The sequence below is a fragment of the Streptomyces sp. 8N114 genome, assembly GCF_052245835.1.
Classification (GTDB): domain Bacteria; phylum Actinomycetota; class Actinomycetes; order Streptomycetales; family Streptomycetaceae; genus Streptomyces.
Map to the genome: position 1 here is coordinate 124,373 of NZ_JBQQBT010000008.1, position 21,579 is coordinate 145,951.

A 21,579-nucleotide genomic window follows, 5' to 3' on the forward strand; every position below is an offset into this window, starting at 1 on the left:
CGGCGGCGGGTGCCGTGGTGTCCGTCCGTGCGGGCGCCTAATCTCGGCGGCGCTGTTCCCAGGCGGACGGGGCGGACGAGCGTGCGAACGCGGCCGGCAGGCACTCGCACCGTCCGGTCGGTGGAAAGGGGCATCCCGTGACTCTCTACGTCTACGGGCTGATCGCCGCCTGCTTCCTCGGTCTGGGCTTCGTGCTGCAACAGGATGCCGCGGCCCGGGCCCCGACCGCCGACGTACTGTCCTTCCGGCTGCTGCTCGACCTGGTGCGGGTGCCGCGCTGGCTGCTCGGTATCGGCAGTATGGTGGTCGGTCAGCTCACCAGCGCGTTCGCCCTGACGCAGGGGGACCTGTCCACGATCGAGCCGCTGCTGGCGACGAACCTGCTCTTCGCGATGCTGTTCGCGCGACGGCTGACCAGCCAACGCCTCGGCTGGTCGGGCTGGGCCGGTGTGGTGCTGCTCAGCGGGGGAGTGACCGCCTTCATCGCGGCGGGCCGGCCGGAGGGCACCGACCGTGAGGCCGGTGCCCTGCGCCACTGGCTGGTCTTCGGCATCCTCGCCGGGATCGCCCTGGTCCTGGTGCTCATCGCGCGGCATCTCGAACTCTTCAAAGAGCCGCCCCTGCTGGCGACCGCGGCCGGGGCGCTCTACGGTCTCCAGGACGCCCTGACCCGGGTCGTCGGCGGGATCTACAGCTCCTCCGGACTGGTGGGCGTGCTGCTGAGCTGGCAGGGCTACACCATCGTCGCGCTCGCCGTGGTCGGACTGGTGCTGGTGCAGAGCGCCTTCGAGGGCGGCCCGCTGCGGATGTCGCTGCCGTCACTGACGGCGTCCGAGCCGCTGGCCGGCATCGCCTGCGGCATCGGTTTTCTGGGCGACTCCATCCGGCTCACGCCGGGCGCCCTGGCGGGCGAGGTGATCGGGCTCCTGGCCGTGGTCGTCGGGGTATTCATCCTTGGCAGACACCCGGTGCTGCCGGAGGGGAAGCAGCCCGTAGCCAAGGAGCCGGAGGAGGCTTCCTGACGGTACGTCAGCGCTGCTGCCTCCCGCGGTCCTTACGGCGGATCTTGATGTCCCGCAGGTCCGTGACCGCCAGCCGCAGCACCCGGTGGGGGTGACCGTGGGCCTCCAGGGCATCGGTGGCCCGGAGGGCGGCCCATGCCTCCTCGTCGGATTCCTCGCCCTCGGGCGGCGGCGGGACCTGGCAGCGGAAGGTGAAGGCGGACAGACTGCTGTCGCAGGTGAAGGTGCCGGCCTCGGTGAAGGAAGCGCCGAAGCCGTCGGCCCTCTCACGGAGCTCGGCGCGGCTGGTCTCGTCCAGGTCGGTGAAGGTTCCCCGGATGGTCACTCGGAACACGGTCGGTCCTCTCGTACGGCGTAGCTGAAAGCGCGTTTGCCCAGCAGCTCCTCGACGGCGTCCAGGAGCGCGAGCACATCGTCGGCGATCTCGTCCGGGGTACGCCCGGCCACCAGGCGGCGGCCGATCTCGGCGAAGACCAGCGAGTGGAACCAGCCGATCTGGCTCGCGGCGGCGCACAATGCCGGGTCGTCCGGTGCGGCGCCGGTCTCCTCGGCGAGCTGCGCGGCGAGTGCGTCCGTCATCTCCTGGCCGAGGTCGCCCAGGCGGGCCGTGAGGGTGGGCGCGGCCCGCATCATCTCGAAGACCGCCCCGAACCCCTCGGCCAGTCCGAGTTGCCGCTCCCGACCGCGTACCTCCGCACGCAGCCGGGAGAGCACGGCCCGCGCGGGGGACTCGCCCGGTGCGCGCTGCCGGACGATCTCGGCGAGCCGCTGGGGCGACGCCTCGTCCGGCGGCAGGACGAGGTCCTCCTTGGCCTCGAAGTAGTTGTAGAGGGTGTTCACGGACACCTCTGCCGCCGCGGCGACCTCCGCGATGGTGACCTTGTCGAAGCCCCGCTCCACGAACAGCCGCATGGCCACCTCGTGGATGCGCTGCCGTGTCTGCCGCTTCTTGCGCTCCCGCAGCCCTTCGCTCATACGGAGAATCCTAACCCGACTGCAAAACTGAAATACATTGTGCTTTTGCAGTCCACTGTGTTTCCATCGGCGGCATGACACGGACACCCACGCCTGCCCCCACGCCCACGTCGTCTCCACCGGCCCGGCTCGCCCTCGACGTCCGCGGGCTCACCCTCACCTACGCCCTCAAGACCGGCCCCGTGCATGCCGTGCGCGGCATCGAACTGTCCGTCCCGTGCGGCGAGATCCTCGGCTTCCTCGGCCCGAACGGCGCCGGGAAGACCAGCACCCTCCGGATGCTCACGACGCTGCTGCGCCCCACCGGCGGCGAGGCCAGCGTCGCGGGACACGACCTGCTCGCCGAGCCGTCGGCCGTACGGTCGCGCATCGGCTATGTCGCACAGGCGGGCGGTCTCGACCCGGCCTGCGGGGTCCGCGAGGAGCTGGTCACCCAGGCCCGGCTGCACCGTATGCCCAAGCAGGAGGCCCGGCACCGCGCCGACGACCTGGCGGAGGAGCTCGGTCTGACCGCTCTGCTGGACCGGCCGACCGCAGCCCTCTCCGGCGGCCAGCGCCGCCGGCTGGAGATCGCCCTCGGACTCGTCAACCACCCCGAGGTCCTCTTCCTGGACGAGCCCACCACCGGCCTCGACCCGGGCAGCCGCGCCGAACTGTGGGAGCTGGTCCGCCGCATCCGCCGGGAGCGGGGGACCACCGTCTTCCTCACCACGCACTATCTGGACGAGGCCGACGCCCTCGCCGACCGCATCGTTGTCGTCGTCGACGGCGGCCGAACCGTCGCCGAGGGCACCCCGGAAGCGCTCAAGCGCGCATACGGGCCGGGCCCCGGCGCCTCCCTCCAGGACGCCTTCCTCGCCCTCACCGGACGCGGCCCCAGCCACCAGCCGGTGGCCGTCTGACACCCGCCGACGGCCGATGACCGGTATCCACAGCTGACCACCCCCACCCGACGCCGGCCCGTGCCAGGGCCGGCCGCCTCCCTACGGAACCGCCATGACCACCAGCACCGCCGTCGTTGCCACGACGCCCACCCCACCCCTCGACCGGCTCCGGCACCTCGCCGCCGACACCGGCCTCATCTTCGGCCGCTGTCTGCGCGCGACCCTGCGCTCGAAGACCAGCATGTTCTTCGGCATGCTCCAGCCGCTGCTGTTCCTCTCCCTCTTCGGCCCGCTCCTGACCGGTCTCGACCTGGGTGTCGACGGCTCCTCATGGCAGACCTTCGTGCCCGGGGTCCTCGTCCAACTCGCCCTGCTGGGCGGCTCGTACGTGGGGCTCGGGCTGCTGGTGGAGCGCAACACGGGTGTGGTCGATCGGATGCGTGTCACCCCCGTCAGCCCGACGGCGATGCTGCTCGGGCGGGCCCTGCGCGACGTGGTCCAACTCGTCGCACAGAGCGTGCTGCTCATCCTGCTCGGTCTCGCCTTCGGGCTGCGCGCCCCGCTGTGGGGAATCGTCGTCGGCCTGGCCTTCATCGCCGTACTGTCCGGAGCGCTCGCCGCCCTCTCGCACGGCCTGGCCATGCGGATCGCGACCCCGCCCGAATTCGCCGCCGTCGCCAACACCGCTGTGATGCCGCTGATGCTCCTCTCCGGTCTGCTGCTGCCCATGAGCCTCGCCCCCGACTGGCTGGAGGGTGTCTCCCGCGCCGTGCCGTTCCGCTACACCGTCGACGCCGTACGTGACGTCTTCCGCGGTGAACTGGCCACCGTCACCGTCGCCGCGGGCGCCGCCGTCACCGTCGTGCTGGCGGTCCTGTGTCTGATGGCAGCCGCCCGCCTCTTCGGCCGTACGAGCAGGGGCCGTGCCAAGCGGCGCTGAACCGGCAGGCCGCGCCCGTGCACTTACGCATATGTGCTTGTTCGGTGGGGACCCGCTGGGCGCACGCGAGATGACGGAAAGGACGTGAGGCACGTGCGTGTTGCCTTTCTCGTCGCGCCCGAGGGCGCCGAACAGATCGAGCTGACCGACCCGTGGGACGCCGTCAAGGAGGCAGGCGGCACGCCTGTCCTGCTCTCCACCCGTGGGAAGACCGTCCAGGCGTTCAAGCGCCTCGACAAGGCCGACACCTTCCCCGTCGACCAACTTGTCTCGCAGGCCGAACCTGCCGACTTCGACGGGCTCGTGCTGCCCGGCGGTGTCGCCAACCCGGACTTCCTGCGCACCGACGAGAAGGCTGTCGCCTTCGTGAAGGGCTTCTTCGACGCGGGACTGCCCGTCGCCGCGATCTGCCACGGGCCCTGGACGCTGGTCGAGGCCGATGTGGTGCGGGGCCGCACCCTGACCTCGTATCCGAGCCTGCGCACCGATATCCGCAACGCCGGCGGAAACTGGGTCGACGAGCAGGTCAAGGTCTGCGACGGCGGCAACAACAAGCTGATCACCAGCCGTAGGCCGGGCGATCTCGAAGCGTTCGACAAGGCGGTCTTGACCGAGTTCGGCGCCGGCAGCTGACTGTCCCACCACCTTCCAGCCACGGCTACGACGGCCGGGCCCCGCGCTCCGCCCGCAAGGACGGACCGCGGGGCCCGGCTGTCTGCTGCCTTCCGGTTCCCCCGTTGTTCAGCGCTCCCGTTCATCTGCGCCCCGTTGTTCCGCGGCGCGCCCTCAGGTTCCCGGCGAGCCGACCCCGCGCGTCGGCTCACTCACGCGTCGTGAACACACCCAGGGTGACCAGTCCCAGTACGACCCAGCAGAACCACAGCCACCCGCTGCTCCCCAGCGCCGCGGTGTACGCCGTCACCACCACAAGGCCCACGACCGTGCACACGGTCATGGCCTTCGCGGACACCGGCATGCGCGTCATCCCGGACATCACAACACCGTCCTCTCCCGGCGGCCCCGGGACGCACGGGTCGCGCACGCACAAGGGCCGCGGCCAAGTCCCTATGGTCACCCGCCCGCGGCCCCGTGCGCCACTGCGCACTCCGATGCGCCCATGTCCTCCGCCCTCCCGCGCCCCGGTGCGCAGACGGGCGGCCAGACGGACGGGCAGCTCACTCCCTGGGCTGGAGGGAGGCGAGGTAGGCGTTGTAGGCGGCCAGTTCCTTGTCGCCGTCCCGGTCGGCCTTGCGGTCCCGGCGGCGGGCCTGCCGCTGCTCGGTGACGTACCACTGGAACACCAGGGCGATCAGCACCAGCACCGAGGGGATCTCGCTGAACGCCCAGGCGATACCCCCGGCCGCCGTCTGGTCGGAGAGCGCGCTGACGCCCAGCGAGGCCGGCGGGTCGGCGTAGGTCTCCACCATCGGTTCGGAAGCCATCATCAGCGCGATGCCGAAGAAGGCGTGGAACGGCATCCCCGCGAACAGTTCCAGCATCCGCATCACATAGCCGGGGCGGTGCGGGCCCGGGTCCACACCCATGATCGGCCAGAAGAAGACCAGGCCGACGGCGAGGAAGTGCACCATCATCGCGACGTGCCCGGCCTTGGAGGCCATCAGGAAGTCGAACAGCGGCGTGAAGTACAGCGCGTACAGGCTGGCGATGAACAGCGGGATGGTGAACGCCGGGTGCGAGATCACCCGCACATAGCGGCTGTGCAGCAGCGCCACCAGCAGTTCCCGCGGCCCCTTGCGCATCCCCTGGCTACGGGCCGCCGACGGCAGCGCACGCAGCGCCAGCGTGACGGGGGCGCCCAGCAGCAGCAGGATCGGCGACAGCATGCTGATCACCATGTGCTGCACCATGTGCACGCTGAAAAGCACCATGCCGTACTCGTTGAGCGCCGTGCACATCACCAGCGCCACCGAGGCCACGCCCGCCGCGAAGCCCACGGTGCGCCCCACCGGCCAGCTGTCGCCTCTGCACCGCAGCCGCACCACGCCCCAGCCGTAGAGCGCGAGCGCCAGCAGACACCCCACCAGGAAGAACGGGTCGCCCGTGAACTCCAGCCCCCGTGCGACCGTGAACGGCGGTAGGTCCATCGTCATGCCGTGCCCGCCGTGATCCATCCGAACTCTCCCGCAACCGACCGATAAGCCCGTACCAGACTAGAACCGCCCGCCTGGGCCGCCCCCATGGGGGCGGCCCAGGCGGGCGGTCGCGTCGCACGAGCGGAAACCGGCCGCCGGTGAGGAGCCGGAACAACCGGGGAGGACCAGAAGGCCGGGAAGGGGCAGGAAGTGCCGGGGACGGCGGTCAGGCGGGCTGTGTCGCCGCCGCGATCCGCTCCTGGCGCAGCGCCTCGTACCAGGTGTCATCGGTCGGTGGCAGCGCGTTCACATCGAGCGACAGCTTGATCAGCAGGTCCGCGATCTGCGGGTTACGGGCCAGCACCGGGCCGTGCAGATACGTCCCGAAGACGGTGTCCCGCCAAGCGCCCTCGGTGCCGTCGCCCGTGCCGTTGCCGTTGCCGAGCCGCACCCGGCCCAGCGGGCGCACCCCGGGGCCGAGGTGGGTGACGCCCTGGTGGTTCTCGAAACCGGTGAGCTGGGGGAGGCGCAGCTGCTCGTCGGCGTCGCCGAGGACGTCGCCCACGCACCGCTCGGCCTCGCCGCGGGTGCTGATCACATCCAGCAGCCCGAGCCCGGCCGAGCGCTCGCCCAGGTCGTTGACGAACTCGTGCCCCATGATCTGGTAGCCGGCGCACACCGCGAAGACGATGGCGCCGTTGTCCACGGCCCGGTTCAGACCGCCGTCACGCAGCAGCCGCTCGGCCGCCAGCCGCTGCGGCCGGTCCTCGCCGCCGCCGATCAGATAGATGTCGCCGGACGTCGGGATCGGCTGGTCGGAGCGGACGTCCAGCCGCTGGACGTCCAGCCCGCGCTGCCGCGCCCGCCGCTCCACCACGAGCGCGTTGCCCTGGTCGCCGTACGTGCTCAGCAGGTCGGGATAGACCCAGACCAGACGCAGACTCGTGTCACTCATGCCGCCAGTCTCCTTGAGCGGATCGATGGGTCGGGCGCAGGCGGCCCGGAATCCCAAGATACGGGTGATCAGTTGCCGACGGCGCGGCGCAGGTCCTGGAACGCGGTGTAGTTGGCGATGGTCTCGATCCGTCCGGGCGGGCACCGGCGTACGGCGTCCGCGGGGTTCTCGCACACCTGGAAGTCCACGCCCGCGACCTCCAGCCGCACCGCCAGGTCCAGCTTCCGGTCGCCGATGACACAGATCGGGTGCCCGGCCAGCCGCCCGTAGTCCACGTCCCACAGCCACGAGGTGTCGGTGCCGTCCGCGCCGCGTGCGTTCACCGAAAGGATGACCGGGGTGGGCGGCGGGTCGATCAGCGAGAACGTCTCCAGCCAGCCGGCGGGGTTCTTCGCCAGCAGCAGCCGCATGTCCCGGCCCTGGTACTGCACGACGTCGTACCGTCCGGCGACGGCCTTGACCGCGAACATCCGCTCCAGCGCGACCTGTGGCGGCACCCCGAACGCTGCGGCCACGGCCGCGGAGGTGGCGGCGTTCGCCTTGTTGGCCCGGCCGGGGAGCTGGAGGTGGATGGGCCAGGCGGAGCCGTGCGGGTCCAGCACATGGTCGCCGGAGAGGGCCCAGGTCGGCGTGGGACGGCGGAAGCCGCACTCGGCGCAGAACCAGTCGTCGCCGGGGCGCTGCATCACACCGCCGCACGCCGGGCAGGACCAGGCGTCGTCCTTCCACTCCTGGCCCGCGGCGACCCAGACCACGTTGGGGGAGGAGGAGGCTGCCCAGACGACCAGCGGGTCGTCGGCGTTCGCCACGATGACGGCCTTCTGGCCCGAGAGGCCCTCGCGCCAGCGCTCGGCGAGCATCCGGGTCTCCGCCGCACGGTCGAGCTGGTCACGCGAGAGGTTCAGCAGCGCTATGGCCTTCGGCGTCACGTCCCTGGCCACACCGGACAGGTACTTCTCGTCCACCTCGATGACGCCGTAGCGCGCGTTCGAGCCGCCGGCCAGCGCCGAGGTGATACCGGCAGGCATGTTGGCGCCCAGTGCGTTGGAGACCACCTCACCGTTGGCGCGCAGCGCCTCGGCGATCAGCCGGGTGGTCGTCGTCTTGCCGTTGGTCGCGGATACCAGGATCACGTCCAGGTGCTGGGCCAGCCGCTGCAGCAGGTCGGGGTCGAGCTTGAGCGCCACCTTCCCGCCGATCACCGACCCGCTGCCGCGGCCCGCAGCCCGCGACACCGCCGCGGCTGCCTTGCCCGCCGTCACGGCCAGCCGGGACCGCGGCGACAGCGGCTCCGTGTTGCCTGCCATCGTGTCTGAACCTCCTTGCCCCTCGCGTAGGAGAGAAGCCTACCGAGATCCCGCCGGGCCCCCGACCGCGCCACCCCTGCGAAGATCGACAGTGCGGCGCCGGGCGTAGGCTGGCAGCCATGCGACGCGGCCCCATCCCCGGCGCCACAGGTGCCGTACATCCGCTGCGAACGTACGGCGATCCGGTGCTGCACACCCCCAGCCGCCCGGTCGCGGCCGGCGACCGCGGCTCGCTGCCCGTACTGGTGGAGGATCTGTACGCGACCATGTACGCAGCGCACGGGGTCGGGCTGGCGGCCTGTCAGATCGGGGTGCCGCTGCGGGTGTTCGTCTTCGACTGCCCCGACGACGAGGACCGCCGCCACCGGGGCCATGTGGTCAACCCGCATCTGGTGCGGGTCGACGGGGTGACCGTGCGCGGGCCCGAAGGCTGTCTCTCCCTGCCCGGGCTGGAAGCCCCCACCCCGCGCAGCGACGTGGCCGTCATCGAGGGCGAGGACATGACCGGCGCACCGGTGCGCATCGAGGGCACCGGATATTTCGCGCGCTGCCTCCAGCACGAGTACGACCATCTGAGGGGCAGCGTCTACACCGACCGGCTCACGGGGTGGGCCCGCCGCCGTGCGCTGCGCGCGGTGCGCAGGGCGGGCTGGTCCCGGCCGCTGCCGCCCGAGGCCGGGACGGAGACCGGGGTCTAGAACCGGGGCCCTCCCACCCGGTCGCCCGCCGCTGCCAGCCTGCCCCACAGCAGATCCGCGAGGTGCCGTACCAACTTGGCCCGCTCGCAGGGCTTTTCCCGCAGCCACCAATCCCCGGCGGCATGCATCATGCCGACGATCCCGTGCCCCCACACCCGCGCCAGCTCCTCGCTCTCCGGCCCCAGGTCGAGCCGTTCGGCGATCACCTTGGCCAGTTCCTCGCCCAGCCGCCGCAGCAGCGGTGCCGAGTGCTGGCCCACATCGAAGCCGCGCTCGCTGGTGGAGGAGTCCTCGGCCGGATGCATCAGGAACCTGTAGACCTGCGGATGGGCCTCGATGGCGGCCAGATAGGTGTCCAGGGTGGCCTCCACGCGCTCGCGCCGCTCGCGGGGAGCGTCCAGCGCGGCCCGCAGGGAGGACAGCAGTGCGTCGGTGTGCCGGGCGGCGAGTGCGCGGTAGAGGCCGCCCTTGTCGCCGAAGTGCCGGTAGAGGATGGGCTTGGTGATGCCTGCCTCGGCGGCGATCGCGTTCATGGAGGCCCCGGGACCCTCGCGGAGCACGACCCGCTCGGCGGCCTCCAGCAGCTGCCTGCGGCGCTGCTCGGCGCTGTCGGCCCGGTCGGGCTGCCGTGTGGTCTCCATGGTGCTTCTCCCCGCCCCTGTCTGCGATTCCCGGGCCGCAACGTAACACCCTCACGTGCACGGATGCCTCGGCGAACGGGAGTTGACAGAGGCTACTGACGGGTAACAGACTGCGGATTACCGATGGTAACGAGCTTCTCAGACAGGCGGAGGACCGCGACGATGGCCGAGACCGAGTTCGCACTGGATCTCAACGACGACCAGAAGGAAGTCCGGGACTGGCTCCACGGGTTCGCGGCCGATGTGATGCGCCCCGCAGCCGCCGAATGGGACGAGCGCGAGGAGACCCCCTGGCCGATCATCCAGGAGGCCGCCAAGATCGGGCTGTACTCGCTCGACTTCTACGCGCAGCAGTACTTCGACCCCACCGGACTCGGTATCCCCATGACGATGGAGGAGCTGTTCTGGGGGGACGCGGGCATCGCACTGTCCATCGTCGGCACCGGACTCGCCGCCGTCGGAGTGCTCGCCAACGGCACCGAGGAGCAGATCGGCACCTGGGTGCCGCAGATGTACGGCGACGCCAACGACGTCAAGGTCGCCGCCTTCTGCTCCTCCGAGCCGGACGCCGGCTCCGATGTGGCCTCCATGCGCACCCGCGCCGTCTACGACGAGGCCAAGGACGAGTGGGTCCTCAACGGAACCAAGACCTGGGCCACCAACGGCGGGATCGCCAATGTCCACGTCGTCGTCGCCAGTGTCGACCCCGAGCTCGGCTCCAAGGGCCACGCCTCTTTCATCGTTCCCCCCGGCACCCCCGGTCTGTCGCAGGGCCAGAAGTTCAAGAAGCACGGCATCCGCGCCTCGCACACCGCCGAAGTCGTGCTCGACGACGTCCGGGTGCCAGGACACTGCCTGCTCGGCGGCAAGGAGAAGCTGGACGAGCGGCTGGCCCGTGCCCGGGAGCGGGCGAAGAAGGGGAGTGGGGAGAGGATCAAGAACGCGGCCATGGCCACCTTCGAGGCGTCCCGCCCCGCCGTCGGCGCCATGGCGGTCGGTACCGCGCGTGCCGCGTACGAGGTCGCGCTCGAATACGCCAAGACGCGCGAGCAGTTCGGCCGCCCCGTCATCGACAACCAGGGCGTCGCCTTCCAGCTGGCCGACATGCGCACCAGCGTCGACGCCGCCCGGCTGCTTGTGTGGCGGGCGTCCTGGATGGGCGTCGCGGGCCGCAAGTTCGAGTCGGCCGAGGGCTCCATGTCCAAGCTGTTCGCCAGCGAGACGGCCAAGAAGGTGACGGCCCAGGCCATCCAGCTCCTCGGCGGCAACGGCTACACACGCGAGTACCCGGTCGAGCGGATGCACAGGGACGCGGCGATCTACTCCATCTTCGAGGGCACCAGTGAGATCCAGCGCCTGGTCATAGCCCGCACCCTGTCGGGTATGCCGATCCGCTGAGGGAAGACCCTGGGGGCGGGGGCCTCGATCGACGTATGTGCCCACAGCTGTACACCACACCCCGCCACCGCGCTAACCTCGTGTCTCATCGGGGAATCACGCACCATGAACTGATCAAGGCGGGAGGCCGGCCGTGAGCGACCAGCCGTGGACCATCGACAGCCTCGCCCACGCCCTCCCACACCCCGACCAGCGGCAACAGTTCTGGCGCGATGTGAACCTCACCCCCGTCGACCAGCTCCCCGACACCATCGCCCGCTGGCAGCAGCACGTCGAACGGCTGCAGGAAGCCCTGGCCCACGCAGAACGGCTTCGCGGATGCACCGAACACGGCGACGGACAGCTCCCACCCGAGTACCGTGAGACACCCCAATCACAAGCCGCCTGGGAACAGTGGGAGCAGCAGATGAGGCAGCAGCAAGGGCACAACGCGGCGTGACCTGGCACTTCGAGCGCGACCCGCACGCCCTGGAACTCATCGCCGCCTTATCCACCGAAGCGCAGTTCGCCTTCTTCAACCTCATCCCGCAGCTGGAAGACGACCCCGACACGGCCACGCAGCCCTACGGCCTCGACACCGACGGGCCTGTCCGCATCCGCTGCGCCACCCTCCCCGGCGCCCTCACCATCCTCCTCATCAGCGACCACACGGGACGAGTCACCCTCGTCGACGTCGTCGGCTGACGGGACGGCACTACAGCTCGAAGCGGGGAGCCTGCCGGGTGAGGACGGCTGAGCGCGGGGTGACCGCCCAGTGCGTGCGCAGTGCGTCGGCGAGTACGTCCATCAGCTCGGCCACCTCACCCGGGGCCGTCTCGTGCAGGGCTTCGACGACGATCAGCACCTCGCCGGTCTCCTCCCGTACGGCGGAGTGGCCGCTCTGCCGGTTGGTCCAGCGGCGGGCGTGGGCCCGGCGCGCGTCGTCGGCGAAGATCACCTCGCCCGGCTCGGGATGCTCCTCGCTCCCGGCGAAGGTCTCGTAGACCTCGTCACCGTCCGCATGCCGTACCCACAGGTCGCCGGTGATCCGCCCCAGGTCGAAGACGCCCACCGGGATCGCGAAGGCGAGCGAGGCGGCGTTGCACAGGTCGATCAACGGATGGATCCGCGGCAGCGCTCCCTCCTTGCGGAACCGTCGCAGCAGCGACTCGGCGGCACAGCGGTACTGGGTCGGCTTGAGTCCCAGTTCCGCGAAGGCCCGCCGCCACGCCTGGATCTGCGGCAGCCCGCTCTCCTGGCCCCCGCCCTCGGCGTTGCGGGCCGCCGCCCGCGCGCACAGCTGCCTTGTGGGGTCGTCGACGGAGGCTGCGGCCGTGATGCCCTTGGCGTGCAGGACGCCCGGCACCAACCGGGGGAAGTCCCGCCACAGTTGCGGGGAGTGGGCGAAGTGCATGGTGGTGTTGTCTCCGGGGTTCGGTGTTCCGGCGGCAGAGCCGGAGCGGTCAGAAGAAGGCGAGGCGGGCGCCGAGTGCGGCGAACGTACCGGCGAAGACCCGGCGCATCCACCGCACCACCCGCGGCCGGGAGATGACGTGAGCGCGCATGGTTGCCGCCGCCAGTCCGTAACCGGCGAAGACCACCAGGGTCAGCAGCACGAAGACGGCGCTCAGTTCCGTCATACGCAGCACGGCGTGCGGATCGTCCTCGCGTACGAACTGCGGCAGGAACGCCACGAAGAACAGCGTCAGTTTCGGGTTGAGGACGTTGAGCAGTACGGCTGACACGACGACCCTCGACGCCGTGCGCGGAGCCCTCCCGGCCGCGTCGTCCGGGTCCTGCGCCGTCAGCGCGCTCTTGTCCCGCAGCGTGCTCCAGGCCATCCACAGCAGATAGGCGACGCCCACGTACTTGAGGACCTGGAACGCCACCGTGCTGGTGTGCAGCAGCGCGGCGAGGCCGGTGATGGCGGCAAGCGCCTGCGGGAGGGTGCCGAGCGTGCAGCCGAGGGCGGCCACCAGGCTTGCCCGCCTGCCGTGCGAGAGCCCGGCGGCGATCGTGAACAGGACGCCCGTGCCCGGGGTCACCACGATCACCAGGGTGGTCAGCAGAAACTCCATGCCTTGACCCTCTCGGCACAATGGGCCTGTGAACAGAGCCAAAGGATCTTCGTTCGACTGGACCGTAAAGGGGGCTTCCGACGCCCCCGCCGCCTCCGACTTCCTCCAGCTCAGCGCCGACGAGGTACCCCGGGGCGGGCTGTCGGACTGGCTCGTCGGCGAGATCAGGCGCGCCATCGCCGACGGCCGGCTGCCGACCGGCAGCCGGCTGCCCGCCACCCGCGTCCTGGCCGCCGACCTCAAGGTGTCGCGGGGTGTGGTGACCGAGTCCTACCGCCGTCTGGTCGAGGACGGCCATGTGGTGGGCCGGGGCCGCGCGGGCACCGTGGTGGCGACCACTCCGCTGAACGGGGCGCACAGCACGGCTGCCACCGGGACCGCCGCCGGTCCCCCCACAGCCTCCGGGCTGTTCGACGTACCACCCGGGGCCGATGTCTTCGACGCGTTCCGCGCGGCGCACGCGCGGATCGACCTGTCGCCGGGGCTGCCGGACCTCGCCGCGTTCCCCCGCACCGCCTGGCTGCGGGCCGAACGTGCCGTGCTGGCCGAACTGGCCGCCTCCGACCTCGGATACGGCGACCCCCGCGGCACCCTCGCGCTGCGCCGCGCGGTCGCCGGCTGGCTGCGGGTCAACCGGGGCATCACGGCGGAGCCCGAGGACATCATCATCGTCGCCGGTACCGCGCAGGCGCTCGGCCTGGTGGCGCAGGTGCTGCGCGCCGAGGGCACCGACCGGCTCGCCGTCGAGGACCCCTGCTCCCTCGGCGCCCGCCAGCATCTGCACAGCTGGGGGCTGGCGACGCCGCCCGTACCCGTGGACTCCGAAGGCGTACGGGTCGACGCGCTCCGTGCCACCGGGGCGCGCGCCGTGCTGCTGACTCCGGCGCACCAGTTCCCCACCGGCGTCGTCCTCGGCGGCGAGCGCCGCCGGGAGCTGGTGCGCTGGGCGGGGGAGGGCGGCCTGATCGTCGAGGACGACTACGACGCCGAACACCGCTACGACCGGGCCCCGGTTGCGGCGCTCGGTGCGATGGCGCCGGACCACGTCTGCTACGCCGGCAGCGTCTCCAAACTCCTCGCACCCGCCCTCCGCATCGGCTGGCTGCTCGCACCCGCCCGCTACCGTGCGGCGCTGACCGACGCCAAACGCTTCGCCGACCTCGGCAATGCCGCGCTGCCGCAGCTGGTGCTCGCGCGGCTGATGGAGTCCGGCGCCTTCGAACGCCAGCTACGGCTGCTCCGGCGCCGCCACCGGGCCCGCCGCGACGCCATGATCGCGGCCATCCGCTCACACCTGCCGTACGCGCGCGTCCACGGCGCCGCCGCGGGGCTGCACCTGATGGTCACCTTGCCGCCCGGCGTCAGCGACACCGCGCTGGCCTCCCGCGCCCTCGCGCACGGCGTCAAGACCCAGCCCCTGTCCTGGCACACCCAGCGGCCCGACAGCCCCGGACTCGTCCTCGGCTACGCCGCCGCCACTCCCACCGCCATCGCCGAAGGCATCGCCCTGCTCTCCTCCTTGCTGACCACCAACGCCCAGCGGCCCCCGAACGGAATCCCCGCCCTCGACCGGAGTCAGATCCCCGGCCGGTAACGCAGCGGATGGTCCGCGGGAATCTGCACCAGTACGAGGCGGTGGCCGTCCGGGTCGGCGATCCACACCTCGATCAGGCCCCAGGGCTCCTTGACCGGCGGCCGCAGGATCTCCGCCCCCGCCGCCCGCAGCTCCTCGTGCGCGGCGTCGGCGTCGGCGACCTGGAGCCAGAGCTGGAGGGTGGGGGTGGGGGGCTCGTCGGTCCGCCCGGAGACCTCGAGGAAGCCGCCGCCCAGGAAGTAGACGGTGCCGCGCTCGGGCCCCGTACCGAACTCGCGAGCGATCTCCAGGCCGAGCGTGTCGCCGTAGAAGGCCCGCGACCTGTCCGGGTCGGTAGGCCGCAGCAGTACCCGGCTGCTCAGTACGTGCACCATGCCCGCACTCTAGGGCTGGTCCGCGCATCTTGTTCGCCCCCTGCCGAGTGCTGGGCATGGGGTGCCCCTGTCTGGCGTCCGCAGGCTGCGGGCACGTTGTGGCTGGTGGGGGCACCTCCCGGCCGGAGTCCCCCAGCCTCCGGCCGGGAGGTGCCCCCAGGGGAGCAGTTCCCCGCGCCCCTTACGGGGCGCGTCCCCCTGCTGTGCTTGGGCAGTCTGCGCCCCCAAGCTCTTCGAGCAGGGAGTACCCCCAGGGCGCATGGTGGGCAAGCGCAGCCCACCATGCGGGGTACGCAAGATCCGCCAGACACAGCCCGCGCCCCTCCGGATAGGGTCGGCGGACATGAGCGACACCGCACAGCGGGGCGAGCTGCCCCTGACCTTCCGCCGCGCCGTCGAGGCAGACATCCCCGCCCTGACCGAGCTCGTGGAGTCCGCCTACCGGGGCGAAGCGAGCCGTGCGGGCTGGACCACAGAGGCCGATCTGCTGGACGGCCGGCGCACCGACCCGGAGGGGGTCGCCGCCGTGGTCCGTGGCCCGAAGAGCATCATGCTGGTCGTCGAACGGGACGGCGCCGTCATCGCTTGCTGCCAGCTCGAACACCGGGGCGCGGAGGCGTACTTCGGTATGTTCGCCGTCAGTCCGCTGCTCCAGGGCGGCGGGGTCGGCCGTGCCGTGCTGGCCGAGGCCGAGCGCACGGTGCGTGCGGAGTGGGGCGCCAAGCAGATGCAGATGCAGGTGATCCGGCAACGTGAGGACCTGATCGCCTGGTACGAGCGCCGCGGCTACACCCGCACGGGCGAGCTGAGCCCCTTCCCCTACGGCGACGAACGCTTCGGCATCCCCCAGCGCGACGACCTTGCCTTCGAGCTCTTGGTCAAACCGCTGGAGTGAGTGAGTGATCGCGCGCGCTGTGGCGGAGCCCCTCGAAGCCCCCGCCGGACGCTCGCCGCCGAAGGTCCGGCGGCAAGGCGGCGGCCTCAGCCCAGCTGTCCGGCGGCCCGCTTGATGGCCGGCATGTCCGTGACCACCCCGTCCAGCCGCAGCTCCCGGGCGCGGGCCAGCTCGTCGTCGGTGTTGACGGTCCAGCTGATGACCTTGATCCCGGCGGCGTGGGCGCGGCCGACGATGTCCGCGTCCACGTGCTGGAGCTCCAGGGAGATCATCCCCGCGCCCAGTTCCTGGGCCCGTTCCGGCGCTGTGGGCGAGGAGCGCCCAGCCACCAGCACGATCGGGATGTCCGGCAGGTGCTCGCGGGTCTCGCGCAGCGCCTCGGCGTGGAAAGAGATCACCGTGACCCTCTCGTGCAACTCCCGCCTGTGGATGGTCTCGGCGAGCACCCGCGCCGCGGCGCGGTCCTTGATCTCCGCCTGGAGCGGGCTGCCGACCGCGTCCACGACCTCGTCGAAGACCGGCACCCGCTCGCCCTGACCCGCGTCCAGCTCGCGCAGCTCGGCCAGGGTGAAGTCGCTGATCGGGCCGCTGCCGTCGGTCGTACGCGCCACATCGGCGTCGTGCATCACCACCAGCTCGCCGTCCTTGCTCAGATGCAGGTCGAGTTCGACGACGTCGAGCCCTTCGCGTTCGGCGCGGACGAAGGAGCGCAGCGTGTTCTCGGGCTCGACGCCCATCACTCCGCGGTGTCCGACGGTGAGCAGTGGCACGGGCGCTCTCGCTTTCGTGCGGGGACGGCAGTGGATCGCCAGACTAGCGGTCCGGGCCCCGCATGCCGCCGGAGGCCGTGGGAACCCCGGGAGAACTGGAAAGGGCAGCGGTATCGGCCGCAGATCACAGGAAAAACAGCGGCCTGCGTGGGAGCGCACAGGATAATCTCTTGATCCCTCCCCTTGAGAGGGGACGCTCTCACGTATACGGTTTCCTTACGCGAGTTTCTCCTGTGAAGGGGTCAACATGACGGAAATTCTTTCGCCCGCGCCCGCTCGGGGCGGTGTTTCGCCGTCCGAGGGCGGAGCCGCCGAGAGCGTGGCCGCGCACCCCGCCTGGCCGGTGCTGAAGGCCGCCGTGGAGGTCGTACGCCCCGCGCAGTCCAAGGACGGCTCCATCGACTTCGACGCCGAGGGCGCACCCACCCGCCAGGAGATGCGGGAGGAGGTGGAGCGTGTCGTGGCCGCCGTGCAGGAACTCTCCCCGCTGCTGCCGCACGACGCCGACTACCACCGTGCCCTCGTGACCGACCTGCGCCGCTGGGCCGACGACGGCTTCGGCGTGCCGGACTTCCTCGACTCGCTGCTCGCCTTCCAGCCCGCGCAGAACCGCGCCGACGGCCTCCAGCATCTGGTCGTCTTCCCGATGTACACGCAGAACGGCAACCCGAACCGCAATCTGGAGGCTGTCGTCCTGCGGATGGTCTGGCCCGACTGGCTGGCCGAGCTGGAGCGCACCCGCTACGACAACCCGCTCTTCTGCGGTATCACCTTCGAGGACTTCACCTCCGGCTACGACACCCACTCCGCCGTACTCTTCCCGGAGACCATCGCCGTGCGGGAGGCGCCCGAGCGCTTCAGCTGGGGCGGCATCTTCTGCGACCGTGAGGCAGCCCGCTTCCGCCGCGTCGTCCAGGCGGCCTGCGAGGTCACCAGCCTCGAACTCCCCGAGGACGCCCAGGAGCTGCTGGCCGACCAGGGGCGCTGCCAGCAGGCGTTCGTGCTGTGGGACATGGTCCACGACCGCACCCACAGCCATGGCGACCTGCCCTTCGACCCCTTCATGATCAAGCAGCGGCAGCCGTTCTGGATGTACGGCCTCGAGGAGCTGCGCTGCGACCTGACTGCCTTCCACGAGGGGGTGAAGCTGGAGGCCGACGGCTACCCGCAGGGCCGCGACGTGCAGTACGCGATGATCCTGGAGCGGCTCTTCCGCTTCCCGGTCACCGGTGAGCGCAAGCGCAACTACGACGGCCTCGGCGGACAGCTGCTCTTCGCCTATCTGCACCAGCACGACGCACTGCGCTGGCGGGACAACAGGCTGTCCATCGACTGGGACCGCGCCCGCGAGGTCACCGTCGCGCTGCGCGAGGAGATCGAGACGCTCTACCGCGCAGGCATCGACCGGCCCAAGATCGTCCACTGGTTCAAGGCGTACGAGCTGGTCTCCCGCTATCTGGCCCCGCACCCGGGCTCGAGGTGGGTCAAGGGCCCGGAAGCGCTGGACCTGACGCTCCCGCCGCGCAAGCTGGTGGACGAGGTGCTGCCTGACGAGTTTCCGCTCAGCATGTTCTACGAAGCCCTCGCGAAGAAGCTCCGGAGTGTGATCGCATCGACTCAGGGCATCACCGCTGCCGACCCGGTCCAGGCCACCGCCGCATGAGCGGGGCGCCCCAAGGGCACAGCGGAGGGCAGGAGCGCGAGGAGGCGACGGAGATGACGGGCATCACGGACACGACGACACAGCGCGGCTACGAGGGCAACGGGGAGGGCAACCTCCAAGGACGCGTGATCGCGGTCGCCGGAGCGGCCGGGCCCGCGGGCCAGGCCACGCTGCTGCGGCTCGCCGAGGAGGGCGCCACCGTGGTGGCCTGTGATGCGGACGCGGAGCGCCTGGCGCAGGCCGTGGACGCCGCGCGGTTCGCCCACGGGGGAGCCACCGTCACCGGCGACACCGTCGATCTGCTCAGCCTGGAGGAGACCCGGGCGTGGGCGGACAAGACCGAGAAGGAGTTCGGCCGTGTCGACGGTCTGGTGCACCTGGTCGGCGGCTGGCGCGGCTCGGCCTCGTTCGCCGAGACCGACCTGGCCGACTGGGACACCCTGCACAACCTCCTCGTCCGGACCCTCCAGCACACCTCGCTCGCCTTCGAGGCCCCGCTCAAGCGCGCGGAAGACGGCCGGTTCCTGCTGATCAGCGCGCTGGGCGCCAGCAAGCCGACCGCGGGCAACGCCGCCTACGCCGCGTCCAAGGCGGCTGCCGAGGCGTGGACGCTGGCGCTCGGCGACTCCTTCCGCAAGGCGGGGGGTGCGGAGGGGCCACCGGCGGCCGCTGTGATCCTGGTGGTGAAGGCACTGGTGAACGACCAGATGCGCGCCGACAGGCCGAATGCGAAGTTCGCGGGCTTCACGGACGTCAAGGACCTCGCGAAGGCCATTGTCGACACCTGGAACAAGTCCGCCGAAGAGCTGAACGGAACCCGCCTGTGGCTGACGCCCAACACCTGAACCAACCCGCGTCCGGGCCGGCGCCGGCCACCGATGCCAGGCGCCGGCACGACCCGGACGTCCGTGGCTTCGCCAGTGACAACTACGCGGGTGCGCATCCGGAGATCCTGGCGGCGCTGGCGGTGGCCAACGGCGGTCATCAGTCCTCCTACGGCGCAGACGAGTACACCGAACACCTCCAGACCGTCGTCCGCAGCCACTTCGGCCGGCGTGCCGAGGCGTTCCCGGTCTTCAACGGCACCGGCGCCAACGTCGTCGCGCTCCAGGCGCTGACCGACCGCTGGGGCGCCGTCATCTGCGCCGACACCGCGCACATCCACGTCGACGAGTGCGGTGCCCCGGAGCGGGTCGGCGGCCTCAAGCTGCTCACCGTGCCGACCCTGGACGGCAAGCTCACCCCCGAGCTGATCGACCGGGAGGCGTTCGGCTGGGACGACGAGCACCGCGCCATGCCGCAGGTGGTCTCCTTCGCGCAGAACACCGAGCTCGGCACCCTCTACACGGTGGAGGAGATCCGTGCCCTGTGCGAGCACGCACACGAGCGCGGGATGCTCGTGCACCTCGACGGGGCGCGTATCGCCAACGCGGCGGCGGCGCTGGACGTTCCGATGCGCGCGTTCACCAACGCGGCAGGTGTGGACATCCTCTCCTTCGGCGGCACCAAGAACGGCATGCTCTTCGGCGAGGCCGTCATCGTGCTCAACCCGGACGCGGTCCGCCATATGAAGCATCTGCGCAAGCTGTCGATGCAGCTGGCCTCCAAGATGCGCTTCATATCGGTGCAGCTGGAGGCGCTGCTGGCGGGGGATCTGTGGCTGCGTAACGCACGGCACTCCAACGCCATGGCGCAGCGGCTCGCCGCAGGCGTCCGGGAAGTGGCCGGGGTGGAGATCTGCTACCCGGTGCAGGCCAATGCCGTCTTCGCGCGCCTGCCGCACGATGTGAGCGAACGCCTCCAGAAGCGCTACCGCTTCTACTTCTGGGACGAGTCCGCAGGCGAGGTGCGCTGGATGTGCTCGTTCGACACCACCGAGCAGGACGTCGACGGCTTCCTCGCCGCCCTTCGCGAGGAGATGGTCCGCTAGCGCCTGGCGGGCTGCATATTTATGCAGCCCGCCGTAATTCCATTGAGTTGCGGCGGGCCGCCCCGTACGCTGACGCGGCATGATGCTCACTCCCGTCACCGCTGACGAGTCCGCCTACCTCGCCGCCGACGATGTCGTCGACCACACCCATCCGCTGGTCCGCGAAACGGCTGCCCGGCTGAGTGCCGGGACGGACGGTGATCTGGCCGCATATGCCCGCGCCGCCTACGAGTTCGTCCGCGACACCATCCCGCACTCCGCCGATGTGGGGGACTGGCGCATCACCTGGCGTGCCTCCGATGTGCTGGACCAGCGGGTCGGTATCTGTCACGCCAAGTCCCACGCTCTGGTGGCCCTGTTGCGCGCGGAGGGCATCCCGGCGGGGTTCTGCTACCAGAAACTGAACGTGCTGCACGGCTTGATCGCGCTGCGGCTCCCAGGCGCTCGGCGCTGGGTGCGGCAGGATGCGCGGGGCAACAAGCCCGGCGTGAACGCCCAGTTCAGCCTGGACCGTGAGCAGCTCGCCTTCTCCGTGTGGCCGGAGAAGGGAGAGTGCGACTATCCGGTGCTCTACGCCGAGCCCCACCCGGTCGTCCTGCGCGCGCTGCGGCAGGCCACCGACCGCGCCCAGCTGTGGCAGCGGCTGGACACGGCGCTGTAACCCGCCACCCGTCCCCGGCGTACCGAAGGACCTGCCGGCCAAGCCCTCCCACCAGGTCTTCGACCTCGTCAGCAGGGACTGGCTGGAGCGCGCGGTCAAGGTCGAGACGCGGCAAGACCACCCAGACCGGCCGGCGCGGTCCGGAGCGTGTCCTGGACCTGGCGCTGTGGATCGACATGTATGCGCCGACGCTTACACTCTCCTGATCCGATCAAGACCTGATCAGCTGGCGATCTCCGGATCCGATCAGGACGAGCCCATGGGGGAGCGATGGGGACCCGGCAGGACGCGGCGTTCGAGATGGTCCTGGCCCTGCACCGGCTGCTGCGGTCGCTGCGCCGGGCCAGCCCGACGGGCGGGCTGCAACCCACTCAACTGATAGCCCTGTCCCTGCTGACGGAGGCCGGTCCCAGCAGGATCGGCGTCATCGCCGACCGGGTCCCCTGCTCCCAGCCGACCGCCACCGCCGTCGTCGCCGAGTTGGAGACGCTCGGCCTCGTACGCCGGGAACCCGACCCCACCGACGGCCGCGCCACGCGGGTGGCCGTCACCGAGGAGGGGGTCGGCGCGCTGCGCGGCGTGGCGCACGGCGAGGCCGAGGTGCTTCTGGAGCGCCTCGGCGCGCTGCCGGAGGAGGAGGTCGAACGGGTGCTGGCGACCGCCCCGCTGCTGCGCGCCCTCGCGGATGCGGGCCGGTAGGTGTGCCCTTCCGTTGTTCCGGT

Annotated in this window: 26 protein-coding genes; 15 read left to right on the forward strand and 11 right to left on the reverse strand. The window is 71.0% G+C overall.

Going from position 1 to position 21,579, the window contains the following annotated elements; translation table 11 throughout:
* Window positions 1–137: 137 nt before the first annotated feature.
* The gene (locus ACTWQF_RS19135) at window positions 138–1,022 is read left to right on the forward strand and encodes a DMT family transporter (protein WP_443280757.1); all 885 of its coding nucleotides are present in this window, start codon (window positions 138–140) and stop codon (window positions 1,020–1,022) included.
* Between the two features lie 7 nt (window positions 1,023–1,029).
* Here ACTWQF_RS19135 and ACTWQF_RS19140 read toward each other — a convergent pair whose 3' ends face one another.
* Together ACTWQF_RS19140 and ACTWQF_RS19145 are read right to left on the reverse strand one after the other, a co-directional pair.
* Entirely contained in the window at window positions 1,030–1,347 is a 318-nt protein-coding gene (locus tag ACTWQF_RS19140) for a DUF6204 family protein (RefSeq protein WP_443280760.1), read from the reverse strand.
* Window positions 1,344–1,997, reverse strand: coding sequence for a TetR/AcrR family transcriptional regulator (locus tag ACTWQF_RS19145; RefSeq protein WP_443280761.1), 654 nt, complete (start codon window positions 1,995–1,997; stop codon window positions 1,344–1,346). Before ACTWQF_RS19145 ends, ACTWQF_RS19140 begins: the two co-directional genes overlap by 4 nt.
* Before the next feature lie 74 nt (window positions 1,998–2,071).
* Between ACTWQF_RS19145 and ACTWQF_RS19150 the strand changes: the two genes are divergently transcribed.
* The 3 genes from ACTWQF_RS19150 to ACTWQF_RS19160 all read left to right on the forward strand — a co-directional run bounded on the left by ACTWQF_RS19150 (window position 2,072) and on the right by ACTWQF_RS19160 (window position 4,454).
* Window positions 2,072–2,899 (forward strand): ABC transporter ATP-binding protein, encoded by an 828-nt coding sequence (locus ACTWQF_RS19150; RefSeq protein ID WP_443280763.1) that lies wholly within the window; start codon window positions 2,072–2,074, stop codon window positions 2,897–2,899.
* A gap of 94 nt (window positions 2,900–2,993) precedes the next feature.
* Window positions 2,994–3,821, forward strand: a complete 828-nt coding sequence (locus tag ACTWQF_RS19155; RefSeq protein WP_443280765.1) for an ABC transporter permease — start codon at window positions 2,994–2,996, stop codon at window positions 3,819–3,821.
* A gap of 93 nt (window positions 3,822–3,914) precedes the next feature.
* On the forward strand, window positions 3,915–4,454 hold the full coding sequence (locus ACTWQF_RS19160; protein WP_443280766.1) for a type 1 glutamine amidotransferase domain-containing protein: 540 nt from the start codon (window positions 3,915–3,917) through the stop codon (window positions 4,452–4,454).
* 187 nt (window positions 4,455–4,641) lie between these two features.
* Here ACTWQF_RS19160 and ACTWQF_RS19165 read toward each other — a convergent pair whose 3' ends face one another.
* The 4 genes from ACTWQF_RS19165 to ACTWQF_RS19180 form a co-directional block, all read right to left on the reverse strand.
* Complete coding sequence (locus ACTWQF_RS19165) at window positions 4,642–4,815, reverse strand: hypothetical protein (RefSeq protein WP_443280980.1); 174 nt, start codon at window positions 4,813–4,815, stop codon at window positions 4,642–4,644.
* 181 nt (window positions 4,816–4,996) lie between these two features.
* Window positions 4,997–5,953: a cytochrome c oxidase assembly protein gene (locus ACTWQF_RS19170; RefSeq protein ID WP_443280767.1), complete on the reverse strand. Its 957-nt coding sequence runs from the start codon at window positions 5,951–5,953 to the stop codon at window positions 4,997–4,999.
* Between the two features lie 187 nt (window positions 5,954–6,140).
* Window positions 6,141–6,869, reverse strand: coding sequence for a type 1 glutamine amidotransferase (locus ACTWQF_RS19175; protein ID WP_433103792.1), 729 nt, complete (start codon window positions 6,867–6,869; stop codon window positions 6,141–6,143).
* 68 nt (window positions 6,870–6,937) lie between these two features.
* Complete coding sequence (locus ACTWQF_RS19180) at window positions 6,938–8,176, reverse strand: MurT ligase domain-containing protein (protein WP_443246825.1); 1,239 nt, start codon at window positions 8,174–8,176, stop codon at window positions 6,938–6,940.
* 119 nt (window positions 8,177–8,295) lie between these two features.
* Between ACTWQF_RS19180 and def the strand changes: the two genes are divergently transcribed.
* Window positions 8,296–8,874: a peptide deformylase gene (gene def, locus ACTWQF_RS19185; protein WP_443280768.1), complete on the forward strand. Its 579-nt coding sequence runs from the start codon at window positions 8,296–8,298 to the stop codon at window positions 8,872–8,874.
* Here def and ACTWQF_RS19190 read toward each other — a convergent pair.
* Window positions 8,871–9,515 (reverse strand): TetR family transcriptional regulator, encoded by a 645-nt coding sequence (locus tag ACTWQF_RS19190; protein ID WP_443280769.1) that lies wholly within the window; start codon window positions 9,513–9,515, stop codon window positions 8,871–8,873. The genes def and ACTWQF_RS19190 overlap by 4 nt on opposite strands.
* A 162-nt stretch (window positions 9,516–9,677) precedes the next feature.
* Here ACTWQF_RS19190 and ACTWQF_RS19195 point away from each other — a divergent pair, with 162 nt between their 5' ends.
* From ACTWQF_RS19195 to ACTWQF_RS19205, 3 genes are all read left to right on the forward strand, one after another.
* On the forward strand, window positions 9,678–10,913 hold the full coding sequence (locus ACTWQF_RS19195) for an acyl-CoA dehydrogenase family protein (protein ID WP_443280770.1): 1,236 nt from the start codon (window positions 9,678–9,680) through the stop codon (window positions 10,911–10,913).
* A 133-nt stretch (window positions 10,914–11,046) separates the two neighbouring features.
* Window positions 11,047–11,352 carry a hypothetical protein gene (locus tag ACTWQF_RS19200; RefSeq protein ID WP_443280771.1) on the forward strand — a complete coding sequence of 102 codons (306 nt, stop codon included), beginning with the start codon at window positions 11,047–11,049 and terminating at the stop codon, window positions 11,350–11,352.
* The gene (locus ACTWQF_RS19205; RefSeq protein WP_443280772.1) at window positions 11,349–11,597 is read left to right on the forward strand and encodes a hypothetical protein; all 249 of its coding nucleotides are present in this window, start codon (window positions 11,349–11,351) and stop codon (window positions 11,595–11,597) included. The genes ACTWQF_RS19200 and ACTWQF_RS19205 overlap by 4 nt, the downstream gene beginning before the upstream one ends.
* A 10-nt stretch (window positions 11,598–11,607) precedes the next feature.
* Here the strand turns inward: ACTWQF_RS19205 and ACTWQF_RS19210 are convergent, their stop codons facing one another.
* Together ACTWQF_RS19210 and ACTWQF_RS19215 are read right to left on the reverse strand one after the other, a co-directional pair.
* Window positions 11,608–12,306, reverse strand: a complete 699-nt coding sequence (locus ACTWQF_RS19210; protein WP_443280773.1) for a B3/B4 domain-containing protein — start codon at window positions 12,304–12,306, stop codon at window positions 11,608–11,610.
* 49 nt (window positions 12,307–12,355) lie between these two features.
* Entirely contained in the window at window positions 12,356–12,970 is a 615-nt protein-coding gene (locus tag ACTWQF_RS19215) for a LysE family translocator (protein WP_443280774.1), read from the reverse strand.
* 28 nt (window positions 12,971–12,998) lie between these two features.
* Here ACTWQF_RS19215 and pdxR point away from each other — a divergent pair, with 28 nt between their 5' ends.
* Entirely contained in the window at window positions 12,999–14,564 is a 1,566-nt protein-coding gene (gene pdxR, locus ACTWQF_RS19220) for a MocR-like pyridoxine biosynthesis transcription factor PdxR (RefSeq protein WP_443280775.1), read from the forward strand.
* On the opposite strand, the gene ACTWQF_RS19225 is transcribed toward pdxR, so the two are convergent.
* Window positions 14,546–14,938 carry a VOC family protein gene (locus ACTWQF_RS19225; protein WP_443280776.1) on the reverse strand — a complete coding sequence of 131 codons (393 nt, stop codon included), beginning with the start codon at window positions 14,936–14,938 and terminating at the stop codon, window positions 14,546–14,548. The two genes, pdxR and ACTWQF_RS19225, sit on opposite strands and share 19 nt — an antisense overlap.
* Window positions 14,939–15,281: 343 nt before the next feature.
* Here ACTWQF_RS19225 and ACTWQF_RS19230 point away from each other — a divergent pair, with 343 nt between their 5' ends.
* Window positions 15,282–15,833 (forward strand): GNAT family N-acetyltransferase, encoded by a 552-nt coding sequence (locus ACTWQF_RS19230; RefSeq protein WP_443280777.1) that lies wholly within the window; start codon window positions 15,282–15,284, stop codon window positions 15,831–15,833.
* An 86-nt stretch (window positions 15,834–15,919) separates the two neighbouring features.
* Here the strand turns inward: ACTWQF_RS19230 and ACTWQF_RS19235 are convergent, their stop codons facing one another.
* Window positions 15,920–16,603 carry a glycerophosphodiester phosphodiesterase gene (locus ACTWQF_RS19235; protein ID WP_443280778.1) on the reverse strand — a complete coding sequence of 228 codons (684 nt, stop codon included), beginning with the start codon at window positions 16,601–16,603 and terminating at the stop codon, window positions 15,920–15,922.
* 247 nt (window positions 16,604–16,850) lie between these two features.
* Here ACTWQF_RS19235 and ACTWQF_RS19240 point away from each other — a divergent pair, with 247 nt between their 5' ends.
* The 5 genes from ACTWQF_RS19240 (at window position 16,851) to ACTWQF_RS19260 (ending at window position 21,556) form a co-directional block, all read left to right on the forward strand.
* Window positions 16,851–18,266 carry a DUF6421 family protein gene (locus ACTWQF_RS19240; protein WP_443280779.1) on the forward strand — a complete coding sequence of 472 codons (1,416 nt, stop codon included), beginning with the start codon at window positions 16,851–16,853 and terminating at the stop codon, window positions 18,264–18,266.
* Window positions 18,267–18,319: 53 nt separating this feature from the next.
* Window positions 18,320–19,111: an SDR family NAD(P)-dependent oxidoreductase gene (locus ACTWQF_RS19245; RefSeq protein ID WP_443280780.1), complete on the forward strand. Its 792-nt coding sequence runs from the start codon at window positions 18,320–18,322 to the stop codon at window positions 19,109–19,111.
* On the forward strand, window positions 19,090–20,196 hold the full coding sequence (locus ACTWQF_RS19250) for a threonine aldolase family protein (protein ID WP_443280781.1): 1,107 nt from the start codon (window positions 19,090–19,092) through the stop codon (window positions 20,194–20,196). The genes ACTWQF_RS19245 and ACTWQF_RS19250 overlap by 22 nt, the downstream gene beginning before the upstream one ends.
* A gap of 79 nt (window positions 20,197–20,275) precedes the next feature.
* Window positions 20,276–20,857, forward strand: coding sequence for a transglutaminase-like domain-containing protein (locus tag ACTWQF_RS19255; RefSeq protein WP_443280782.1), 582 nt, complete (start codon window positions 20,276–20,278; stop codon window positions 20,855–20,857).
* Between the two features lie 270 nt (window positions 20,858–21,127).
* Window positions 21,128–21,556 (forward strand): MarR family winged helix-turn-helix transcriptional regulator, encoded by a 429-nt coding sequence (locus tag ACTWQF_RS19260; RefSeq protein ID WP_443280783.1) that lies wholly within the window; start codon window positions 21,128–21,130, stop codon window positions 21,554–21,556.
* Window positions 21,557–21,579: the final 23 nt, after the last annotated feature.

Excerpts from the sequence above, each read along its gene's own strand:
- ACTWQF_RS19145 (WP_443280761.1), bottom strand. The coding sequence starts at position 1,997 with ATGAGCGAAGGGCTGCGGGAGCGCAAGAAGCGGCAGACACGGCAGCGC.
- ACTWQF_RS19150 (WP_443280763.1), top strand. The coding sequence starts at position 2,072 with ATGACACGGACACCCACGCCTGCCCCCACGCCCACGTCGTCTCCACCG.
- ACTWQF_RS19155 (WP_443280765.1), top strand. The coding sequence starts at position 2,994 with ATGACCACCAGCACCGCCGTCGTTGCCACGACGCCCACCCCACCCCTC.
- ACTWQF_RS19165 (WP_443280980.1), bottom strand. The coding sequence starts at position 4,815 with ATGTCCGGGATGACGCGCATGCCGGTGTCCGCGAAGGCCATGACCGTG.
- ACTWQF_RS19170 (WP_443280767.1), bottom strand. The coding sequence starts at position 5,953 with ATGGATCACGGCGGGCACGGCATGACGATGGACCTACCGCCGTTCACG.
- ACTWQF_RS19175 (WP_433103792.1), bottom strand. The coding sequence starts at position 6,869 with ATGAGTGACACGAGTCTGCGTCTGGTCTGGGTCTATCCCGACCTGCTG.
- ACTWQF_RS19180 (WP_443246825.1), bottom strand. The coding sequence starts at position 8,176 with ATGGCAGGCAACACGGAGCCGCTGTCGCCGCGGTCCCGGCTGGCCGTG.
- def (WP_443280768.1), top strand. The coding sequence starts at position 8,296 with ATGCGACGCGGCCCCATCCCCGGCGCCACAGGTGCCGTACATCCGCTG.
- ACTWQF_RS19190 (WP_443280769.1), bottom strand. The coding sequence starts at position 9,515 with ATGGAGACCACACGGCAGCCCGACCGGGCCGACAGCGCCGAGCAGCGC.
- ACTWQF_RS19195 (WP_443280770.1), top strand. The coding sequence starts at position 9,678 with ATGGCCGAGACCGAGTTCGCACTGGATCTCAACGACGACCAGAAGGAA.
- ACTWQF_RS19210 (WP_443280773.1), bottom strand. The coding sequence starts at position 12,306 with ATGCACTTCGCCCACTCCCCGCAACTGTGGCGGGACTTCCCCCGGTTG.
- ACTWQF_RS19215 (WP_443280774.1), bottom strand. The coding sequence starts at position 12,970 with ATGGAGTTTCTGCTGACCACCCTGGTGATCGTGGTGACCCCGGGCACG.
- ACTWQF_RS19225 (WP_443280776.1), bottom strand. The coding sequence starts at position 14,938 with ATGGTGCACGTACTGAGCAGCCGGGTACTGCTGCGGCCTACCGACCCG.
- ACTWQF_RS19230 (WP_443280777.1), top strand. The coding sequence starts at position 15,282 with ATGAGCGACACCGCACAGCGGGGCGAGCTGCCCCTGACCTTCCGCCGC.
- ACTWQF_RS19240 (WP_443280779.1), top strand. The coding sequence starts at position 16,851 with ATGACGGAAATTCTTTCGCCCGCGCCCGCTCGGGGCGGTGTTTCGCCG.
- ACTWQF_RS19245 (WP_443280780.1), top strand. The coding sequence starts at position 18,320 with ATGACGGGCATCACGGACACGACGACACAGCGCGGCTACGAGGGCAAC.
- ACTWQF_RS19255 (WP_443280782.1), top strand. The coding sequence starts at position 20,276 with ATGATGCTCACTCCCGTCACCGCTGACGAGTCCGCCTACCTCGCCGCC.
- ACTWQF_RS19260 (WP_443280783.1), top strand. The coding sequence starts at position 21,128 with ATGGGGACCCGGCAGGACGCGGCGTTCGAGATGGTCCTGGCCCTGCAC.